The sequence below is a fragment of the Luteibacter sp. genome, from assembly GCF_009912395.1.
Lineage (GTDB): Bacteria > Pseudomonadota > Gammaproteobacteria > Xanthomonadales > Rhodanobacteraceae > Luteibacter.
In genome coordinates this window covers 32,862-51,211 of the sequence record NZ_WNDO01000011.1, presented here as the reverse complement: position 1 = coordinate 51,211, position 18,350 = coordinate 32,862, and the positions used below count along the sequence as shown (strand labels likewise).

At 65.8% G+C, this 18,350-nt stretch carries 9 protein-coding genes; 5 read left to right on the top strand and 4 right to left on the bottom strand.

Going from position 1 to position 18,350, the window contains the following annotated elements:
- Positions 1–110 precede the first annotated feature (110 nt).
- Together GAK28_RS11550 and hrpA are read right to left on the bottom strand one after the other, a co-directional pair.
- Positions 111–2,222, bottom strand: a complete 2,112-nt coding sequence (locus GAK28_RS11550) for a bifunctional (p)ppGpp synthetase/guanosine-3',5'-bis(diphosphate) 3'-pyrophosphohydrolase (protein WP_291778845.1) — start codon at positions 2,220–2,222, stop codon at positions 111–113.
- Positions 2,219–6,244 (bottom strand): ATP-dependent RNA helicase HrpA, encoded by a 4,026-nt coding sequence (gene hrpA / locus GAK28_RS11545; protein ID WP_291778841.1) that lies wholly within the window; start codon positions 6,242–6,244, stop codon positions 2,219–2,221. Before hrpA ends, GAK28_RS11550 begins: the two co-directional genes overlap by 4 nt.
- 110 nt (positions 6,245–6,354) lie before the next feature.
- Here hrpA and GAK28_RS11540 point away from each other — a divergent pair, with 110 nt between their 5' ends.
- The 4 genes from GAK28_RS11540 to GAK28_RS11525 all read left to right on the top strand — a co-directional run bounded on the left by GAK28_RS11540 (position 6,355) and on the right by GAK28_RS11525 (position 15,470).
- Positions 6,355–6,828: a Dps family protein gene (locus GAK28_RS11540; RefSeq protein WP_291778838.1), complete on the top strand. Its 474-nt coding sequence runs from the start codon at positions 6,355–6,357 to the stop codon at positions 6,826–6,828.
- Positions 6,829–7,067: 239 nt separating this feature from the next.
- Positions 7,068–9,710 carry a glycosyltransferase gene (locus GAK28_RS11535; protein WP_291779212.1) on the top strand — a complete coding sequence of 881 codons (2,643 nt, stop codon included), beginning with the start codon at positions 7,068–7,070 and terminating at the stop codon, positions 9,708–9,710.
- A 232-nt stretch (positions 9,711–9,942) separates the two neighbouring features.
- A complete protein-coding gene (locus GAK28_RS11530; protein ID WP_291778835.1) occupies positions 9,943–11,709 on the top strand; it encodes an autotransporter assembly complex family protein in 1,767 nt (588 codons plus the stop codon).
- Positions 11,710–11,720: 11 nt separating this feature from the next.
- Entirely contained in the window at positions 11,721–15,470 is a 3,750-nt protein-coding gene (locus GAK28_RS11525; RefSeq protein ID WP_291778832.1) for a translocation/assembly module TamB domain-containing protein, read from the top strand.
- Positions 15,471–16,047: 577 nt separating this feature from the next.
- On the opposite strand, the gene GAK28_RS11520 is transcribed toward GAK28_RS11525, so the two are convergent.
- Positions 16,048–16,353, bottom strand: a complete 306-nt coding sequence (locus GAK28_RS11520) for a hypothetical protein (protein WP_291775385.1) — start codon at positions 16,351–16,353, stop codon at positions 16,048–16,050.
- A complete protein-coding gene (locus GAK28_RS11515) occupies positions 16,350–16,640 on the bottom strand; it encodes a hypothetical protein (RefSeq protein WP_291773606.1) in 291 nt (96 codons plus the stop codon). The genes GAK28_RS11520 and GAK28_RS11515 overlap by 4 nt, the downstream gene beginning before the upstream one ends.
- 1,020 nt (positions 16,641–17,660) lie before the next feature.
- Here GAK28_RS11515 and GAK28_RS11510 point away from each other — a divergent pair.
- Positions 17,661–18,344, top strand: a complete 684-nt coding sequence (locus GAK28_RS11510) for a DUF3348 domain-containing protein (protein ID WP_291778829.1) — start codon at positions 17,661–17,663, stop codon at positions 18,342–18,344.
- The last annotated feature ends 6 nt before the right edge of the window (positions 18,345–18,350 follow it).

Genomic DNA, 18,350 nt, shown 5'->3' with positions numbered 1-18,350 from the left:
TAGGGTCGCGCGCAAGCGCGCTCCTACAACAGCGGTGTGGCGTTATCAGAACCGCCTGTAGGAGCGCGCTTGCGCGCGATCACGGTGATGAAACACGGCGGGTGGGGGGCCTATCGCCCCCCGACCCTCCGGGCATCCGTCACGTTCGGCAAGGCCGTCAAGCGGCCCAGCAACATCGACAGCTGCTCGTAGTCCTTCACCCGTAGCGTGAAGCGCATTTCCACCTCGCCCGTGCGCACGTGCACGCGGCTCGACGACGCCACGATATGCGGGCCGACGTTGCTGATGGTGGTGGCAACATCCTTCTGCAGGCCCTTGCGGTCGTAACCACGCAGCTCGATGTCCACTTCGTAGTTCTGCACCTCCACCCTGCCCCAGCTCACCTCGATCACGCGATCGGGATCCTTGCGGGCCAGGCGGGACAGCGATGCGCAATCGGCCCGATGCACCGACACGCCGCGCCCGCGGGTGATGAAACCGCGCACCGGATCGCCCGGCAGCGGCTGGCAGCACCGCGCCAGGGTCGTCAGCAGGTTGCCCACGCCCTCGATCGATAGCGCACCGCGATCGTGCTGCGCGCCACGTGAGGCGACCGGCGAGGCCGACTGCGTGACCTCCGGCGTCACCGGCTCCTGTAACGCGCGCGCCACCTGGCCGAGACTGACCTCGCCCAGCGCGACGGTGATGAACAGTTCTTCCACCGTCTTCAGGCGGAACGTGGTGGCGAGCTTCGCCAGGTCCACATCGTCCACCGCGAGGCGGCGCAGTTCCTTTTCCAGCGCCAGCTTGCCCGCCGCCACGTTGGCATCGTGCGCCGTGCGACGGAACCACGAGCGGACCTTCTCCTTCGCTCGCGTGGTGTTGAGGTAACCGTGATGCGACGACAGCCAGTCGCGACTCGGCTCGGAGACCTTGGTCGTGAGGATTTCCACGCGGTCGCCGCTGCGCGGCGAGGTGGTCAGCGGCACGATGCGGCCGTTGAGCTTGGCGCCCCGGCAGCGATGACCGACCTCGGTATGGATGTGGTACGCGAAGTCGAGCACGGTGGCGCCGCGTGGCATGTCGATGACCTCGCCCTTGGGCGAAAGCACGTACACGCGGTCTTCCATCAGCTCGGTGGCGAAACCGGCGGCGAGGTCGGTGTCGTCCTCACCTTCGCCACGCGGTTCCAGCAGCTTGCGCATCCAGGCGATCTTCGCCTCGAACTCCGCGTCGGCACCGCCGCCTTCCTTGTAGCGCCAGTGCGCGGCCACGCCCAGTTCGTTGGCGCGGTGCATCTCGTGCGTACGGATCTGCACTTCCAGCGTCTTGCCTTCCGGGCCCAATACGGCGGTATGCAGCGAGCGATAGCCGTTGCCCTTGGGTCGGGCCACGTAGTCGTCGAACTCGCCCGGCAGGTGCGGCCACAGACTATGCACCAGGCCCAGCGCGGCGTAGCAGTCGGCCACGTTATCCACGAGGATGCGTACCGCGCGGATGTCGTAGAGGTCGGAAAACTCCAACCCCTTCTTCTTCATCTTCTTCCAGATGGAGAAGATGTGCTTGGGACGACCCGCCAGGTCGGCGCGGATGCCCGATTCTTCGAGCACGTCGCGCAGCTGCGCGAGGCTGTCGGCGATGAAGCGCTCGCGATCCGTGCGACGCTCGTCGAGCAGGCGCGCGATGCGGCGGTAGGTATCCGGCTCCAGGTAGCGGAACGCGAGGTCTTCCAGCTCCCACTTGAGCTGCCAGATACCGAGGCGGTTCGCCAGCGGTGCATGGATATCCGAGGTGAGCTGGGCCAGTTCGCGGCGCTCGTGGTCCGGCAGGGACATCGCCGTGCGCATCGCCGCCAGTTGGCGGGCGAGCAGTACGAACACCACGCGCAGGTCGCGGATGATCGCCAGCAGCAGGCGGCGCAGGCCCTCGGCCCCGCTCGCCTTGCCACGCTGCGCGTGCAACGCCCAGACCTTCTCGGCCTCGCCCTGCCCGTCCACCAGACGGCGCAGGGTCGGTGCCCAGCTGGCCATCGCTTCGTCGGCGGCACCGGGCATGCCACGCATCAGCAAGAACCACAGCGCCGAGGCACAGGTTTCGTCGTCGCACCCGAGCAGGCGCAGCAGTTCGATGACGGTTTCGCCTTCGGCGCGCGCGGCCACCGGCAGCACCGCGCATGCCTCGCGTGCCGCTTCGGTGAGCGGCGTCTTCGCGTCGCTGGTCGTCGCCTCTTTCGCCGTCTTCATCGTGTCGCCGCCTCGGCCGATTCCAATGCGCGCGCCAACCGCTTGGCCGATACGGGCTCGGCGGTCTTCAAATCCTGCGCGAACAGCGAGACACGCCATTCTTCCAACAGCCAGCGCAGTTCGCTCCACGCATGCGCGTCCCAGGCGGTACCGCCGCCGTTGAGCAGCGCCCGCCAGTACGGCAGCACCTGCAGCATACGCGACTGATCGCGCTGCGGGTCCTGGCGCAAGCGTTCGCCACGCAAACGCATCGCCTTGAGGTAACGAGCGAAATGCGCCAGCCGCGCCGTCGGCAATTCGCGCAGGAAGCCTGGCTGCATCAACGCCACCAACTGCTCGCGCAGGTCGTCGTAGCTGGCCTTGGCGAAGCCCATCAACGGCGGCTCCATCCAGGGCTTCAGCTCGGCCTGGGCCTCGATGATGGGTTCGGCGAGCTTCTGCCGCTCCATCGCGGCGCCGAACAGTTCGCGGCCCAGTTCCGTGCGCAAGGCATCGAATTCGCCTTGCGTACGCACGTCGAGCTTGTGGGTGGCGAGCAGGTCGGCGAACCCGCCTTCCACCAGGTCCTCGCGCAAGCCGTCGACGCTACCGAGCGGCGCATATTTCAGCGACAACGGATTGCCGATGGGCAACTGTCGCCTTGCACGCTTGAACTCCGGCGCGAGGGCCTGGCGCAATAGGCGTTCCACGCCACCGACATGCGCCTCGGCCGCTTCGTCGGCACGCTCGAACACGCGCAGCGCCACGGCTTCGCCAAGATCGACCAGCGCGGGATAGGCCTTCAGGCCACCCTCGGAACGCACTTCACGCGGGATCGCCTCAAAGTCCCACGCCACGATGTCCTCGCGGGTAAGCTCGATATCGGTCTTGCGCGAGAACGCCTCGCGCGCACGGCCTTCCCATTGCGCGCGGATCGCCGCCAGGTCGCGCCCTTCGGCCACCGTGCGACCGTTCTCGTCGTGCACGCGATAGCGCATCAGCAGGTGCGCCGGAGCCTCCGCATCGGCGAACGCGGAGGCGTCGATGTCCACGCCCGTGGTGCGCTTGAGGAAGGTAGCCAGCGCCTTCACCAGCGGCTCGTCGCGGGGCGTCTCGGCCTCGGAGAAGGCCTTGGCAAAGTCGGGCGCGGGTACGAAGTTGCGGCGCAGCGCCTTGGGCAAGGCGCGGATCAGTTCCGCCACCTTGTCCACCAGCAGTCCACCGACCAGCCATTCGCAGCGCGCGGCAGGCAAGGCATTGAGGAAGGCCAGCGGCACTTGGATGGTGACGCCATCGGCCGGATCGCCCGGCACGAAGCGGTATTCCAGGCGATAGCGATGCTGGCCGATGTCCAGCGACGCCGGGAAGGCCTTCGGGTCGAGGCCCGCACCGCTGTCCATCACATCCGCCAGCGTCCAGCGTAATGCGGCCTGTTCGCCCGGCGCCGCCTTGCGGTACCAGGCGTCGAGCGCGCGCGTGTCGGCGACGCTTTCCGGCAGCTTGCCGTCGAAGAAGGCGGCCAGGGCCTCGTCGGAACGCAACAGGCCGGCACGACGCTGCTTGGCCTCGATGTCGTGGGCCTGTTCCAGCACGCGCGCGTTGGCGCGCACGAAATCGGCACGGCTATCGAGGTCACCGCGCACCAGGCCCTCGCGGACGAAGATAGCGTGGGCCAGCGCCGGGTCCTGGCGATGGAAGGTCACCGGGCGGCGCTCGACCAGCACCAGGCCGAACAGCGTGACCTGCTCGTAGGCGACCACGGTGCCGCGCTTGCGCGACCAGTGCGGATCGCGCGCCGTCGAACGCACCAGATGCGCGCCCTGCGACTCGACCCACGCCGGATCGACGCGGGCGCACATCATCGCCCACACCTTGCCGCCGATATCGAGGATCTGCGCGGCGAAGATCCAGGCCGGCGGCGCCTTGGACAGCGCGGAGCCGGGGAACACCTGGAAACGGCGCTCGCGAGTGCCACGGAATACGCCCTTCTCGTCCTTGTGGCCCACCTGCGTGGGCAGGCCGGCAAGCAGGCTGCGATGCATCGCCTCGAACAAGGCGTCACCTTCCAGCGGCGCCGTATCACTGTAGGAGCGCGCCTTGCGCGCGACAGGGACCTCGACGGCGCTCGTGGCAGGGCGGCGGTCTTTCCCTCGACGTGCCGGGCCTTGCTCCGACGGGTCGCGCGCAAGACGCGCTCCTACAGGAGGTTGCTCAACCTTGTCCCAACCGAGGTCGCGCGTCACCAGCACCAGCTGGCGATGCAGCTCGCGCCACTCGCGCATGCGCATGAAGCTGAGGAAGTTGCGCGAGCACCAGTCGCGCAGCTTCGAGGAGGTGAGTTCCTCAGCGGAGGCCAGGTAGGCCTTCCACAGGTTCACCACACCGACGAAGTCCGACTTGGGGTCCGCGAACTGGGCATGCGCCGCATCGGCCTGCCCCCGGGCCTCCGGCGGCCGCTCGCGCGGATCCTGAATGCTGAGGAAGGCGACGATGGTCAGAAGGTCGGCCAGGCTGCCCAGGCGACGGGCCTCCACCAGCATGCGCGCCAGCTGCACGTCGATGGGCAAGCGCGCGACAGTGCGGCCGATCTCGGTGAGGCGACGATCGTCGTCGATGGCGCCGATCTCCGCCAGGCGACGGTAGCCATCGGCCACCACGCGCGGGTCCGGCGCTTCCAGGAACGGGAAATCGTCCACTTCGCCCAAGTCCAGCGCCAGCATGCGCAGGATGACGTTGGCCAGCGATGAGCGCAGCAGCTCCGGATCCGTGTATTCCGGGCGCAGGCTGAAATCCGTCTCGTCGTAGAGGCGGTAGCAGATGCCCGGCCCCACGCGACCGCAGCGGCCCTTGCGCTGGTTGGCGGCGGCCTGGGAAATCGGTTCGATATGCAAGCGTTCGAGCTGGCCACGCTGACTGTAGCGCTTCACGCGCGCCGTGCCCGAGTCCACCACGTAGCGGATGCGCGGCACCGTCAGCGAGGTTTCCGCGACGTTGGTGGCAAGCACGATGCGCCGCTTCGGACCCGGCTTGAACACGCGATCCTGCTCGTTGGCCGAGAGGCGCGCATACAGGGCCAGCACCTCGGTCTCGCGGTACTGCTTGCGCGAGAGCAGGAGGTGGGTGTCGCGGATCTCGCGTTCGCCGGGCAGGAACACCAGCACGTCGCCACGCGGATCTTCGCGGGTGATCTCGTCCATCGCGTCGGCGATCTGCTGGGCGAGATTGCCGTCGCCGCGCTCACCCGGGGGCCGATAACGGACCTCCACGGGGTAGGTGCGCCCCTCCACCGCGACCACGGGCGCGTCGCCGAAATGGGTCGCGAAGCGCTCGGTGTCGATGGTCGCCGAGGTGACGATAATCTTGAGGTCGGGGCGCCGCTCGGCCAGCCGCTTGAGGTAGCCCAGCAGGAAGTCGATGTTGAGGCTGCGCTCGTGGGCCTCGTCGATGATGATCGTGTCGTAGGCCGACAACCAAGGATCGGACTGGGTCTCCGCCAGCAGGATGCCGTCGGTCATGAACTTCACCAGCGCATGGTCGGACACCTTCTCGGTGAAGCGGACCTGGAAGCCCACCTTCTCGCCGATGGGGCTGCCCAGTTCCTCGGCCACGCGCGTCGCCACCGAGCGGGCGGCCAGGCGGCGTGGCTGGGTGCAGCCGATCAGGCCGGCTTCGCCGCGACCGGCGGCAAGGCACAGCTTCGGCAACTGGGTGGTCTTGCCCGAGCCGGTCTCGCCGGCGATCACCACGACCTGGTGGTCGCGGATGAGCTTGACGATGTCCTCGGCGCGGGCGGCGATCGGCAACGACGCGTCCACGGTGATGGCCGGCTTGGAAGCGGCGCGCGCGGCGCGCCTGCCCATCGACGTGGCGATGTCGGCGGCCAGCGCGTCGAGCTTCGCCGGATCCGGCTTGCGCGACAGTCCGCGCCAGCGGCCGAGCAGGCGACCGAAGTCACGGCTCGATACCTGCGACAACGCGTCGCGCAGCTCTTTCAGGCGCGGCGGGGGGGATGCGGGGCGGGAGGGGGTTGTAGAGATGCTCATGGGAACGCAAATAATAGCGTGCGTCTATCAATGGGATCGAAACGTTTCATTTCACGTGAACCGGACCGCTCGTTAAAATTTCTATCCAGAACCCCACGGAGAGTCGAAACATGGCCAAGCAGATCGATATCGGCATCGACAAGAAAGACCGCGATGCGTCCGCCAAGGAGCTGTCCAAGCTTCTCGCCGACACCTATACCCTGTATCTGAAGACCCACAAGTTCCACTGGAACGTGACCGGTCCGCATTTCAACAGCCTGCACACCATGTTCGAGACCCAGTACAACGAGCTGTGGCTCGCCGTCGACGAAGTCGCCGAGCGTATCCGCATCCTCGACGTGTACGCCCCGGGCTCCTACGCCGAGTTCGGCAAGCTCACCAAGATCAAGGAAGAAGCCGGCGTGCCGGACTGGAAGGACATGGTCTCCCAGCCGGTCGACGGCCATGACATCGCCGCCGCGACCGCTCGCGAAGTGATCAAGGTCGCCGACAAGGTGGGCGACGAAGGCACCGCCGATATGGTCACCGGCCGCCTGAAGGCCCACGAGAAGACCGCGTGGATGCTCCGCTCGCTGCTCAAGTAAGCGTTAAGTAACCGTGAAAAAGCCGCCGCCCCAGGGCGGCGGCTTTCTTGTGTAGGAGCGCGCCCTGCGCGCGACCCACCTTTCGCGACAAACGGTCGCGCGCAGGGCGCGCTCCTACAAGGGGCCTGAGCTATCCCTGACCGTCCGTTCAGCCCGACGTTGAGCCATCCCTCACCGTTCGTTAAGCTCCCCCGGTTACCTCGTCATTGAGATCCACTCGGGGGCCGACCGGTCCGGGGATTGTTTTGAGCGCCGCAACCAAGACCGAAAAGAGCCACCCGATCCTCGCCGCGCTGATCCTCGCGATCCTCGTCGCCGCGCTGAATGTCGGCCTGTGGTACGTCGCCAACCTGCCCAACGGCCCGGAAGACTGGAAACAGCCGATCTCCGGCTTCGCCTTCACGGCCTACCAGCGCTACCAGAACCCCATGAAGGGCGACGTGTCCTCGGACGCGGAGATCGACAAGGATCTGCAGCTGGTCAAGAAGTACTCGCCGCGCATCCGCACGTACTCGATGCTGGAGAACCCGCAGACGATCCGCCTGGCCGACAAGGACGGCCTCGACGTCATGGCCGGCGCCCAGATCGACAAGCGCCTTGAGAACAACGAGCGCGAGATCGAGGCCCTGATCGCCCAGGCGCATCGCTATCCGAAGACCATCAGCCGCGTCATCGTCGGCAACGAGGTGCTGTTCCGTGGCGACCTCACGCCGGAACAGATGATGAGCTACCTCGACCGCGTGCGCGCCGCCGTACGCCAGCCGGTGTCCATCGCCGAGCCGTCCTACGTCTGGATGCAGAATCCTGAGCTGGCCAACCACGTCGATTTCATCACCGTCCACCTGTTCCCCTACTGGAACGGCATCGAGGTGCATGCCGGCGTTGCCGACTCCATCGGCACGCGCAACCCCGATGGCAGCAACAACTCGGACGGCACCTACCAGACCCTGGTGCGCACGTTTCCCGGCAAGCATGTGGTCATCGGCGAGGTGGGCTGGCCGTCGAACGGCGATCGCTACAAGTACGCGTATCCCAGCGTGTCGAACGAGGCGATCTTCCTGCGTGAGTTCTTCAACGTTGCCAAGCGCAAGGGCATCGACGACTACTACGTGCTCGAAGCCATCGACCAGCCCTGGAAGGAAAACCTCGGCGAAGGTCGTACCGGCGCTTACTGGGGCATGTTCGACGCCAACCGCCAGCTGAAATTCCCCTTCACCGGCCCGGTCACCGAAGACGTGAAGTGGCCGTGGAAGGCCATTGCCGCCTCCCTGCTGGCCTTCGTGCCCATGGTGTGGTTCGCCAGCCGCTTCCGCCGCTTCAAGCTCACCGGCCGCCTGTTCTTCATGGGCCTGGTGCAGCTGGCCTGTGGCCTGATCGTCTGGTCGGCCACCCTGCCCTTCAATTTCTACCTGAGCCCGTTCGACTGGGCGATGCTGATCCTGCTGTTCCCTGCGCAGGTGGCGATCCTCGGCATCCTGCTCATCAACGGCTTCGAGTTCACCGAAGTGCTCTGGCGACGCAGCTGGATACGCCACGCAGGCATGCTGCCACCTGATCCGGTCGAGAGGCAGCCCTTCGTATCCATCCACCTGGCTTGCCACAACGAGCCGCCGGAGATGGTGCAGATCACCCTCGACTCGCTGGCCGCCCTCGACTACGAGAATTTCGAGGTGCTGGTGCTGGACAACAACACCAAGGATCCGAACGTCTGGAAGCCGGTGGAGGAGTACTGCGCCAAGCTCGGTCCCAAGTTCCGCTTCTTCCATCTGGAACCCTGGCCCGGCTACAAGGCCGGCGCGCTCAACTTCGGCCTCACCGCCACGGACGAGCGTGCCGAAGTGGTCGCGGTCATCGATGCCGACTACGTCGTGCGCGAGGACTGGCTATCCACGCTTACCGGCTACTTCCACGATGCCAAGGTGGCCGTCGTGCAGTGCCCGCAGGCCCACCGCGATTTCGAGAAGAACCGTTTCCGCCGCATGACGGCCTGGGAATACGACGGCTTCTTCCGCATCGGCATGCACCATCGCAACGAACGCAACGCGATCATCCAGCACGGCACCATGACCATGGTGCGTCGCTCGGCGCTGGAAGGCACCGGCGGCTGGTCGGAGTGGACGATCTGCGAAGACGCCGAGCTGGGCCTGCGCCTGATGCACGCGGGCTACGAGCTGGTGTACGTCGACGAACTGATGGGCAAGGGCCTCACCCCCGCCGACTTCAAGGCGTACAAGAGCCAGCGCTACCGTTGGGCCTTCGGCGCCATGCAGATCCTCAAGGGTCGCTGGAGCTGGATGACCCGCAAGGGCCCGCTCAGCGCCGGCCAGCGCTTCCACTTCCTCACCGGCTGGTTCAGCTGGTTCGCCGACGCGCTGCACTACGTGTTCACGATGATGGGCCTGCTGTGGACGGCCGGCATGATCGCGGCGCCGGATTACTTCAACCTGCCGATGCAGTTGTTCCTGATCCCCGTGATCGGCTTCTTCTTCGCCAAGGCGATTTTCGGCGTGGTGCTCTATCGCGCCCGTGTCCCATGCAGCTGGTACGACACCCTCATGGCCTCCGTGGCCAGCATGGGCCTGTCGCATGCCATCGCGCGCGGTATCCTGCATGGCTTGACCCGCGAGAAGACGGCCTTCGTCGTCACTGCGAAGAGCCGCCGCATGGGTGGCAGCAGCTTCGCCGCTTTCAGCCCCGTGCGTGAAGAGGTGCTGATGGCCGTGGCGCTGCTGCTGGCGATCATCGGCATGGCCACGCACTACGGCACCAGCTACGTCGAGAGCACGTTGTGGATATTCATCCTCGCGGCCCAGTCCATTCCCTACGTATCGGCGATGGTGGGCGCATGGATCGCCTTCCGCTCGGGTGACGAAGCCGGCTGAGGAAACACGCCGACGAAGCGACGCGAAAGACGGCCTCCCTCGGGAGGCCGTCTTCACATCCAGCACTCAAATCCTTCAACCTGTTCAGGTTTCCGCCGTCCGCTCTATCGACACTTCCGCATGCCGCGCGGTAAGTTACGTCCAGACACACACTTCAGGGGATGCCGGGCGCGCCCCCGTTAGCGGCCCTGTCTCGTGCACGGCCTTGGACCACGACCGGACCGGGACGCTCATGCGCCTAACCAGACGCCATGGACTGCTGCTTCTGCCGTGGTTCTTCCTGCCTTCGCTCGCGCATGCGGGCGTCGTGCTCAACGTCGACGGCGTTGACGACAATCTCAAGGGCGCCGTTTTTTCCGGCGTCAGCCTGACCCAGTACGCCAAGCGCGACGTTACCGCCGCGCAGGTCCGTCGCCTTTACGAAAAAGCGCCCGACGAAGTGCAGGCCGCGTTACGCCCGTACGGTTATTACGAAGCTACCGCCACCGGCGACCTCAAGCAGGTCGGCAACGACTGGCAGGTGACGCTGCACGTGGTGCCGGGCGTTCCCGTCACCGTGAAAAACGTGTCGGTGGAACTGGACGACGATGCCGGCAAGGTGCCTTCGGTGCGTCATTTCGTGCGCGCCATGAACGACCTCAAGGGCAAGACCCTCAACGATGGCGAATACGACGCCGCGCGCGACGCCATCGGTGGCGCGCTCACCGCCACCGGCTTCCTGGATGCCAAGCTGGTCACCCGCCGCGTCGAGGTCAATCGCGCGGAACACAGCGCGGACATCCAGCTAAAATGGGAGGCCGGCCAGCGCTATCGCTACGGCAAGATCGTCTTCAAGAACTCGCAGTTCCGCGAAGGCTTCCTCGAGCGCTACGTGCCCTTCAAGAGCGGCGACTACTTCTCGCAGGGCCAGTTGCTCCAGCTCCAGCAGGCGCTCAACGGCGCCGACTATTTCTCGGTAGTGAACGTCATCCCCGATACGGACAACGCGAAGGAAGGCCACATCGACATCGACGTGGAGCTGGCACCCGCCAAGCGCACCATCTACACCGGCGGCCCGTTCTTCGGCACGGACACCGGCCCGGGCCTGCGCGGCGGCATCGAGAAACGCTGGATCAACGACCGCGGCCACAAGTGGAAGAACGAACTGGTGGCCGCCCAACGCCTGAAGACGCTGTCCACGCTGTACCAGATTCCCATGCCCGGCCCGAACCAGCGTAGCTTCAACTTCGGCGCCAACTTCCGCGACGCGAACACGGTCACATCCAAATCGCGCACCTTGCAGCTGGTCGCCAACGAAACGCGCCTTTGGCACGGCTGGCAGCGCACGATCGGCATCAACGCGCTGTCCGGCACCTTCACCGTGGGCAAGCGCGGTGGCGAGGGCGACAACGCCGAAGGCCTGGAACGCGGACGAAGCACCCTGCTCTACCCCGAGATCTCGCTGAGCCGGAAAAGCGGTGACAACCCCACCTTCGTACGCAACGGCTGGTCGCTGACCATCACGGGGCGCAGCACCGTCGGCACGTTGCTCTCCGACGCCAGCTTCTCGCAGGTGATCGGCGACGCGAAATGGATCCGCTCCTTCTGGGGCAACAACCGCCTGATCCTGCGCGGCTCGGCCGGCAAGATCTGGACGAACAACTTCAGCGACCTGCCGCCCCAGCTGCGCTTCTTCGCCGGTGGCGATCGTTCGGTGCGCGGCTACGATTTCGAGAGCATCGGCCCGCGTAATGCGTTCAACCGCGTGATCGGCGGCGAAGGCCTGCTCGTGGGCAGCACCGAGGTGGAACACTACTTCACGAAGAACTGGGGCATGGCCGCCTTCGTGGACGCGGGCAACGCGTTCACCGGCACCAATTACAGTCCGCGCGTGGGTGCGGGCCTCGGCGTGCGCTGGCTGTCCCCGGTGGGCATGATCCGCGCCGACGTGGGCGTCCCCGTCGGTGACAAGAACGAACACGGCATCCATCTGCATGTCGTCATCGGGCCCGACCTGTGAGGAGCGCCGGCATGAAATGGTTGATCCGCATCGGCGTGGTGCTCGGCGTCCTGATCCTCGTGGTGGCGCTGGGCGTCTGGTGGCTGGTGGGCACGGCGTCCGGCCTGCGCTTCGCGCTGGAGCGCGCCAAGGGCTTCACCGATAACGCCCTCTCGGTCGACCAGGCCGAGGGCAGGTTGGCCGGGCCGCTCGACCTCAAGGGCGTGCGCTACCAGGACGGCAAGGGCATGGATGTCCGTGTCGCCACCGCCCATCTCGATTTCTCGTTCGGCGCCCTGCTCCGCCAGCGTGCCCATATCTTCGACCTGTCGGTCGACGGCGTCGACGTGGCGCTGCCGCCGAGCCAGCCCGAACCGGATAAATCCTCCGAACCGTTCTCGCTGAAGCCGCCGCTCGATCTGGTCTTCGACAAGGTGCGCGTGGGCCATGTGAAAGTGACCCAGGGCGGCCAGCCGCTGTTCGAATCGAACTCGCTCGACCTCGCGGGCTCGTGGACCGGCAAGGGCATCGAACTGAAGACGCTCGCCCTGCGCGCGCCCGACGGCCAGGCCGACCTCGGTGGCAAGCTTGCCGTGGGCAAGGGCTACAGCGGCGACGGCAAGGCCTCGTTCGCGTGGAAGGTGGGCGATATCGAGTACGCAGGCGACCTCGAAGCGCACAGCGACGGCGCAAAGGCACACACCATCGTGAAGCTACGCCTGCCGTTCGTCGCGCAGGTGGATGCCAACCTCGTGCAGAGTGGCGACTTTGCCTGGACAGCGAAGATCGACGCCCCGCGCTTCGATCCCAAGCCGCTGCTCGGCGAGGGCACGCTGCAATCGCTGGGTGTGGCGGTGGAAGGCTCGGGCGATCGTTACAGCGCGAACCTCACGGGCAACGTCGACCTCAACGACTACCGCGTGCGCCTGGCGCCGATGAAGGCCGCGTTCGACCACGAGTACAAGCGTCTCACCCTCGACGAACTCACGGTCGGTTCGCCGCAGATCAAGGGCTCGCTTACCGCGAAGGGCACGGTGGAGATCGCGGCGCAGCCGCTCACCGCCGACCTCGCCCTGGTCTGGAAGGATGTGCTGGTGCCCGCCAACGTGGCGGGCCAGGATCTCGCCAGCGCGGGCCGCCTTACGTTTAAGGGCGGCGCCGAGGCGTATCACGCCGATGGCGATGTCGATATCGGTCCGCCGGGGCACATCGGCAAGTTCACGCTGAACCTCGACGGCAAACCCGAGGCCATCACGCTGCACACGCTGGATCTCAAGCAGCCCAACGGCGATCTCGCGGCCAGCGGCACGGTCACGCTGAAGCCCGAGATGGCGTGGAAGCTCGACCTCAAGGGCCAGCACTTCGATCCGGGCCAGTTGCTCGCCGAATGGGGCGGCGCCCTTGATCTGGACCTGTCCACCGAGGGTCACCTCGCGAAGGACGGTCCGCTGGGTACGCTTGACCTGCGCAAGCTCGACGGCACCCTGCGCAAACGTCCGCTGCGCGGCAACGGCAAGCTGGAGCTCAAACCCAACGAGGTGGTGAACGGCTCACTGGACCTTGCTTCCGGCGGTAGCACCATCCGTCTCGACGCGAAGGGGGATACGTCCAACGACGCCACGCTGAAACTCGCTATTGCCTCGCTGGGCGATTGGTTGCCGGATGCGGGCGGTCGCGTACAGGGCGATGTCGGCGTAAAGGGCCGCTGGCCCTCGCTGGCCGTGAAGGCGAACCTGCGCGGCAATGCCATCGTCTACGCAGGACAGAAGCTCGACGCGGTGAGCATCGACGCCGACGTGCCGGATATCGGCAAGCCCGGCGGCAAGCTCGACGTGGTCGGCACCAACGCGGTGACCGGCGGGCGGGTGTTCGATCGCATCGCGATCAATGCGGACGGTAACGAGCAGCGCCATCAGCTCACGGTGGATGCGAAGGGCCGCCCCCTCGCCGCCGACCTGACGCTGTCGGGCTCGCTCAAGGACGGCGCGTGGAACGGCAGCCTGTCTCGTCTGGATATCGATTTCCAGGGCCTGCCGCGCTGGCGTTTGCAGAACGCCAGCCAGCTGGCATGGAAGGATGGTGCGGCGAGCATGAGCGATCTCTGCCTCACGGCGGGCGATCCCCTGTTGTGCGTCGCGGGCAAGCAGGACAAGGCGGGCAATCTCGATGCGAGCTATCGCCTGCGTCGCGTGCCGCTGGCGTTGCTGATGTCGCTGGCCGAGGCGTCCAACGTGCCGATGCGCGCCGAAGGCATCCTCGAGGGCGACGGTAATGTGCGTCGTACGGCGGCCGGCGCGTTGTCGGGCCAGGCTAACATCACCAGCACGCATGGCTCGGTGGCGTATACGGATCACGCGGACCAGCCGTTGTTGGTCTACAACGACCTCAGCGCCAACGCGCAGCTGGCGCCAGACAACCAGCGACTGACGCTGCGTGCCGCGATCAACGATGGCGGCAGCATCGATGGCAACGTGTCGATCACCGGCGCCCAGCAGGCGCTGGGCGGCAACATCGCGTTGCACCTGAAGAGCCTGTCGTTCGTGGAGCTGTTCACCACCGAGATCGCCGAGGTCAAGGGTGGACTGGATGGCAACTTCGGCCTGGGCGGTACCGTGGCGGCACCGGCGGTCACCGGTCAGGCAGTGTTGGGTGGATTCGCGGCGGAAGTACCGAGTGCGGGCCTGAAGCTGAAGGATGGTCGGATCAGCGTCAACACCACCGACGCGAAGAATTTCATCGTAGACGGCACGATCCGTTCGGGCGAAGGCACACTGTCGGTAAAGGGCAATGCGGCGCTGGGCGAAGGCGCGCAAATGCGCCTGGGCATCGAGGGTTCGAAGTTCACGGCGGTGGATATTCCGGCCGCGAAGGCGGTGATCTCGCCGGATATCCAGATCGTGCAAGATGCCAAGGGCATGAATGTCAGCGGCAAACTGGGCATCGACATGGCGGATGTGAACGTCGAAAAATTGCCGGGTGCCGGTGCGACGAAGGCGTCGAGCGATGTCGTCGTGGTGGATGAGAAGCAGCAGGAGGCCGCTGCGCAGGCATCGCCGATCACCGCCGATATCCGGGTCGACCTGGGGCAGAAGGTGCACCTGGTGGGCTTCGGCATCGACGGTCGCATCACGGGTCTACTTGATGTGCGTGAGCGTCCGGGTCGCGCAACGACGGGCCAGGGCCAGATCGGCGTCGATGGTACGTACAAGGCGTACGGTCAGGATCTGCGCATCGAGCAGGGTCAGTTGCTGTTCGCATCCACGCCGATCGACAACCCGGGCCTGAACATCCGCGCGTCGCGCACTCTGAATCCGAACGCGACGATCGACGACGGTCAGAAAGTTGGCCTGTATGTGTCGGGTACCGCGCGCCGTCCGGTGCTGACGGTGTTCTCGAATCCGGTGATGGAGCAGTCGGATGCCCTCTCCTACCTGGTGACGGGCAAGCCGCTGTCGCAGGTGAAGGGTGGCGAAGGCAACATGGTGGGCGCGGCCGCGCAGGCGTTGGGTTCGGCGGCGGGCGATCTGCTGGCGAAGAGCGTGGGCTCGAAAATCGGCGTGGACGATATCGGCGTGAGCAACAACGACGCGCTGGGCGGCACCTCGGCCTTCACCGTAGGCAAGTACCTGTCGCCCCGCCTCTACCTCAGCTACGGCGTGGGCCTGTTCGATCCAGGCCAGGTCATCACCTTGCGCTACATCCTGAGCCACCGCTGGAACTTCGAGGCACAGAACGCGACGGATTTCTCGCGGGCTAGCTTGAACTATCGACTGGAGCGTTGAGCGCGTTGCTTTGGAAGAGGTTGGCTGCTTTGCAGCCCGTGTTTTGAACGGCTTGCGCCGTACAGTCGCTTCGTAGGTTGGGCTCGCCTTCGGCCTCGCTCGCGGCGCTCGGGCGTGGCGGGTGGAGCCGTCGGGCCGCCGCCGGGGCGCGCCGGCTCCGCCGTCCCTCGGGAAAGGTTGGCCGCTGCGCGGCCCATGTTTTATGGCTTCGCCCCTTCGGGCTCGGGCAGGTGGCCGGGATTTTTCGACTCGGCTCCTGCCTCGGCGAAAAAGGCCGGTCATCCTGACCGGCCCCGCTGCGCGGTCTTGTCCGACCACCAGCCCTCGGCTCCTCAAGTCGCGCCCCGGCGGCGGCCCGACGGCTCTCCGGACGGTGACGCACCCTTGTGACAATCGCCGATGCGATCGGCTCCCACCCTTCGGTAGCCGGTCATCGCTACCTGCCTACCGAAGGGTGGGAGCCGATCGCATCGGCGATGGGTGCTCGCGACCCCGTACACCTGTAGGAGCGCGCTTGCGCGCGATCCGCGGCAGCGGCAATCTGGCCCGCTACGCGGGATCGCGCGCAAGCGCGCTCCTACAACTCGGGTTCCCGCGAGATGAACCACATCCAGATCGCCCCCAACGTCGAGCCGATCAGCAAGGCGCCGGAGAATTCCAGCCAGTTATCCGGCCATTCGTATTGGTGAGGACGCAGATCATAGCGACCGGCAAAACTGCCTAACGCGAAGGCCGCGACAATGAAGGCGATCAAGGAAATCCCGGTGAATACCTTCGCGCCGATGGCCAACGAACAATGCTGGTAGCGACGTGCGATGAAGATCAGCGCATTGATCGGTAACAGGATCAGCGCGATCGCGATCTCCCATAATTCGATCGTCATTTCGCACCGCCTAATGCGCGCACTTCATCCCACATGCGCCGAACATTTGCCTGCTTTGTGCATTGCAGGCTCATCCGATGTAACAGATTCACGCCCGACATCGCCCGCGTGAGATACCGCCGATTCGGCACCTCGTTCTCCATCATGTACTCGGTCAACATCGCCTGCATGGCTTCGGCATAGGCCTGCATCGCCGTGGCATCGTTCATCAGCATGTCAACGCTGGCGTCCAGATTCAGGGCAAAGCTGCCCTCGCCGAGGACGCTGTCGTCTTTCGGTTCAGTCATTTCTCAAATCCTCATCCACCGCTTCCGAGCGGGGCACGCCAACGGCCGTGCCCCTCATCGACTCGGGCGGTTCGATCTCACAAGGTCCGACTATCCGATGTTCTCATTCGCCCACGGCGCTACGCGCCGGGTGGCTCGGCGGAGGGAAATACCATGAGAAAAGCGGACAGGCCGGGCGTTTAGCCGCGTCCGGAGGGGCTCCGGGACGTCCGTGGACCGCGTGGGTCGGGCGGTGGGTGTGAGAATGCCTTACTATTTGGCACAGCCATAGCAACTCCGAACAGTTGATTGTGGTTAGCGGGTCGGAGGTGTTACTAGCACCTGCGGCCCGCGCTTCTTACCGCTTACGAGCGATGGTTGTTTGCCGACACGTGACACGAACCCGCAAACAACGCATGCACGGTAACAAATTACGTGCGTGCTTGCCTATGGAAGGATTCTCAAAAGTTACCTCACCGTCGTTCCTGCGTACGCAGGAACCCACCGCCTCGGTTTACCAGTAACACGACGGCATTGCATCGGCTTTTACGTAGGTAACGCACTCGCGACAACCCAGCGCCTCGATTCACCAGCAACACGACGACGCTGCACCGGCCTTTACGTAGGTAACGCGCACTCGCGACAACCCATCGCATCGCGCTGGGTTCCAGCGTTCGTTGGAACGACGTGGGGCGCGATCAGACGGTAACGATGACCTGGCCCGCTGCGCGGGATCGCGCGCAAGCGCGCTCCTACAAGAGAGGTGATGTAAGAACCGAATGCATCGCCGTGGGCACCGGCCTTCGCCGGTGCGACGACGCGCTTCGTCGTTCCGGCGCAGGCCGGAACCCACCGCCTCGGTTTGCCAGTCATGCCGCGGCGCTGCATCGGCTTTTACGTAGGTATCGTTCCGGTTAGGGAAAAGCCGGTCTATCCGGTCAGCAAAGGCGCTTCAGGCCAGTCCCGCCGCCCGTTCAGCTTCCCGGATACCCCCCTGTCATTCGCGTGTAAAATGCCCGTTTTTTCGCAGCGGGACCCTAAGTGCAGGTACCTGAACGAGCGACGGTCCGCGGGCCGACGTTCATCCGCTTACTCGCCCGGATCGCCGGGGCTCATGCTCCGCAGCCCGGGGGATCGCTCCCGGACCGGCTAAGCCGCTGGCTGGCCTGGAATCAGGCCATCGCGCTGTCCACGGCGCTGGACGGCCGGGTGCCTGAGGCCGATCCGGACGCCCCCGCCTTCGGTTCCGCCGAGGAGGACGAGTGCGTGCGGGTCAGGGCCCAACTGGCCCAGGCCATCGTCACCGGCCGTGAGCCGGTGGCCGTGCCGGCCCGGGGTGGGCAGGTGCCGGCGGCGGATGCGCCGCCCGAATACATCGTGTTTCGCCAGCGCTACCTCACCATGCAGCGTGCCATGCAGGCCGCCACGGGCCGCCTGCGCGGCGACCTGCGCGACATGCTGGCTGGCCGTTCCGCGGCCATGGCTCGGCTGGCGGAGGTGGATGCCGTGATGGAGCGGTCGCTCAGCCCGCTGGAGCACAGCCTGCTGGCCAATGTGCCGATCCTCCTGGCCGACCATTTCGAGCGACTGCGCGCTGCCGCGCCGGATGCCTCGTTGGGGTGGGTCGATGTCTTCCGCAAGGACATGCAGAGCGTGTTGCTCGCCGAACTGGATGTTCGTTTTCAACCGATCGAAGGCCTGCTCGTGGCGCTTCGTACCAGCTAACCGGGA

What these genes read in the sequence shown, in the direction of transcription:
- GAK28_RS11515 (WP_291773606.1), bottom strand. Translation starts at nt 16,640, where the DNA reads ATGACTGAACCGAAAGACGACAGCGTCCTCGGCGAGGGCAGCTTTGCC.
- GAK28_RS11530 (WP_291778835.1), top strand. Translation starts at nt 9,943, where the DNA reads ATGCGCCTAACCAGACGCCATGGACTGCTGCTTCTGCCGTGGTTCTTC.
- GAK28_RS11520 (WP_291775385.1), bottom strand. Translation starts at nt 16,353, where the DNA reads ATGACGATCGAATTATGGGAGATCGCGATCGCGCTGATCCTGTTACCG.
- GAK28_RS11540 (WP_291778838.1), top strand. Translation starts at nt 6,355, where the DNA reads ATGGCCAAGCAGATCGATATCGGCATCGACAAGAAAGACCGCGATGCG.
- hrpA (WP_291778841.1), bottom strand. Translation starts at nt 6,244, where the DNA reads ATGAGCATCTCTACAACCCCCTCCCGCCCCGCATCCCCCCCGCCGCGC.
- GAK28_RS11550 (WP_291778845.1), bottom strand. Translation starts at nt 2,222, where the DNA reads ATGAAGACGGCGAAAGAGGCGACGACCAGCGACGCGAAGACGCCGCTC.
- GAK28_RS11525 (WP_291778832.1), top strand. Translation starts at nt 11,721, where the DNA reads ATGAAATGGTTGATCCGCATCGGCGTGGTGCTCGGCGTCCTGATCCTC.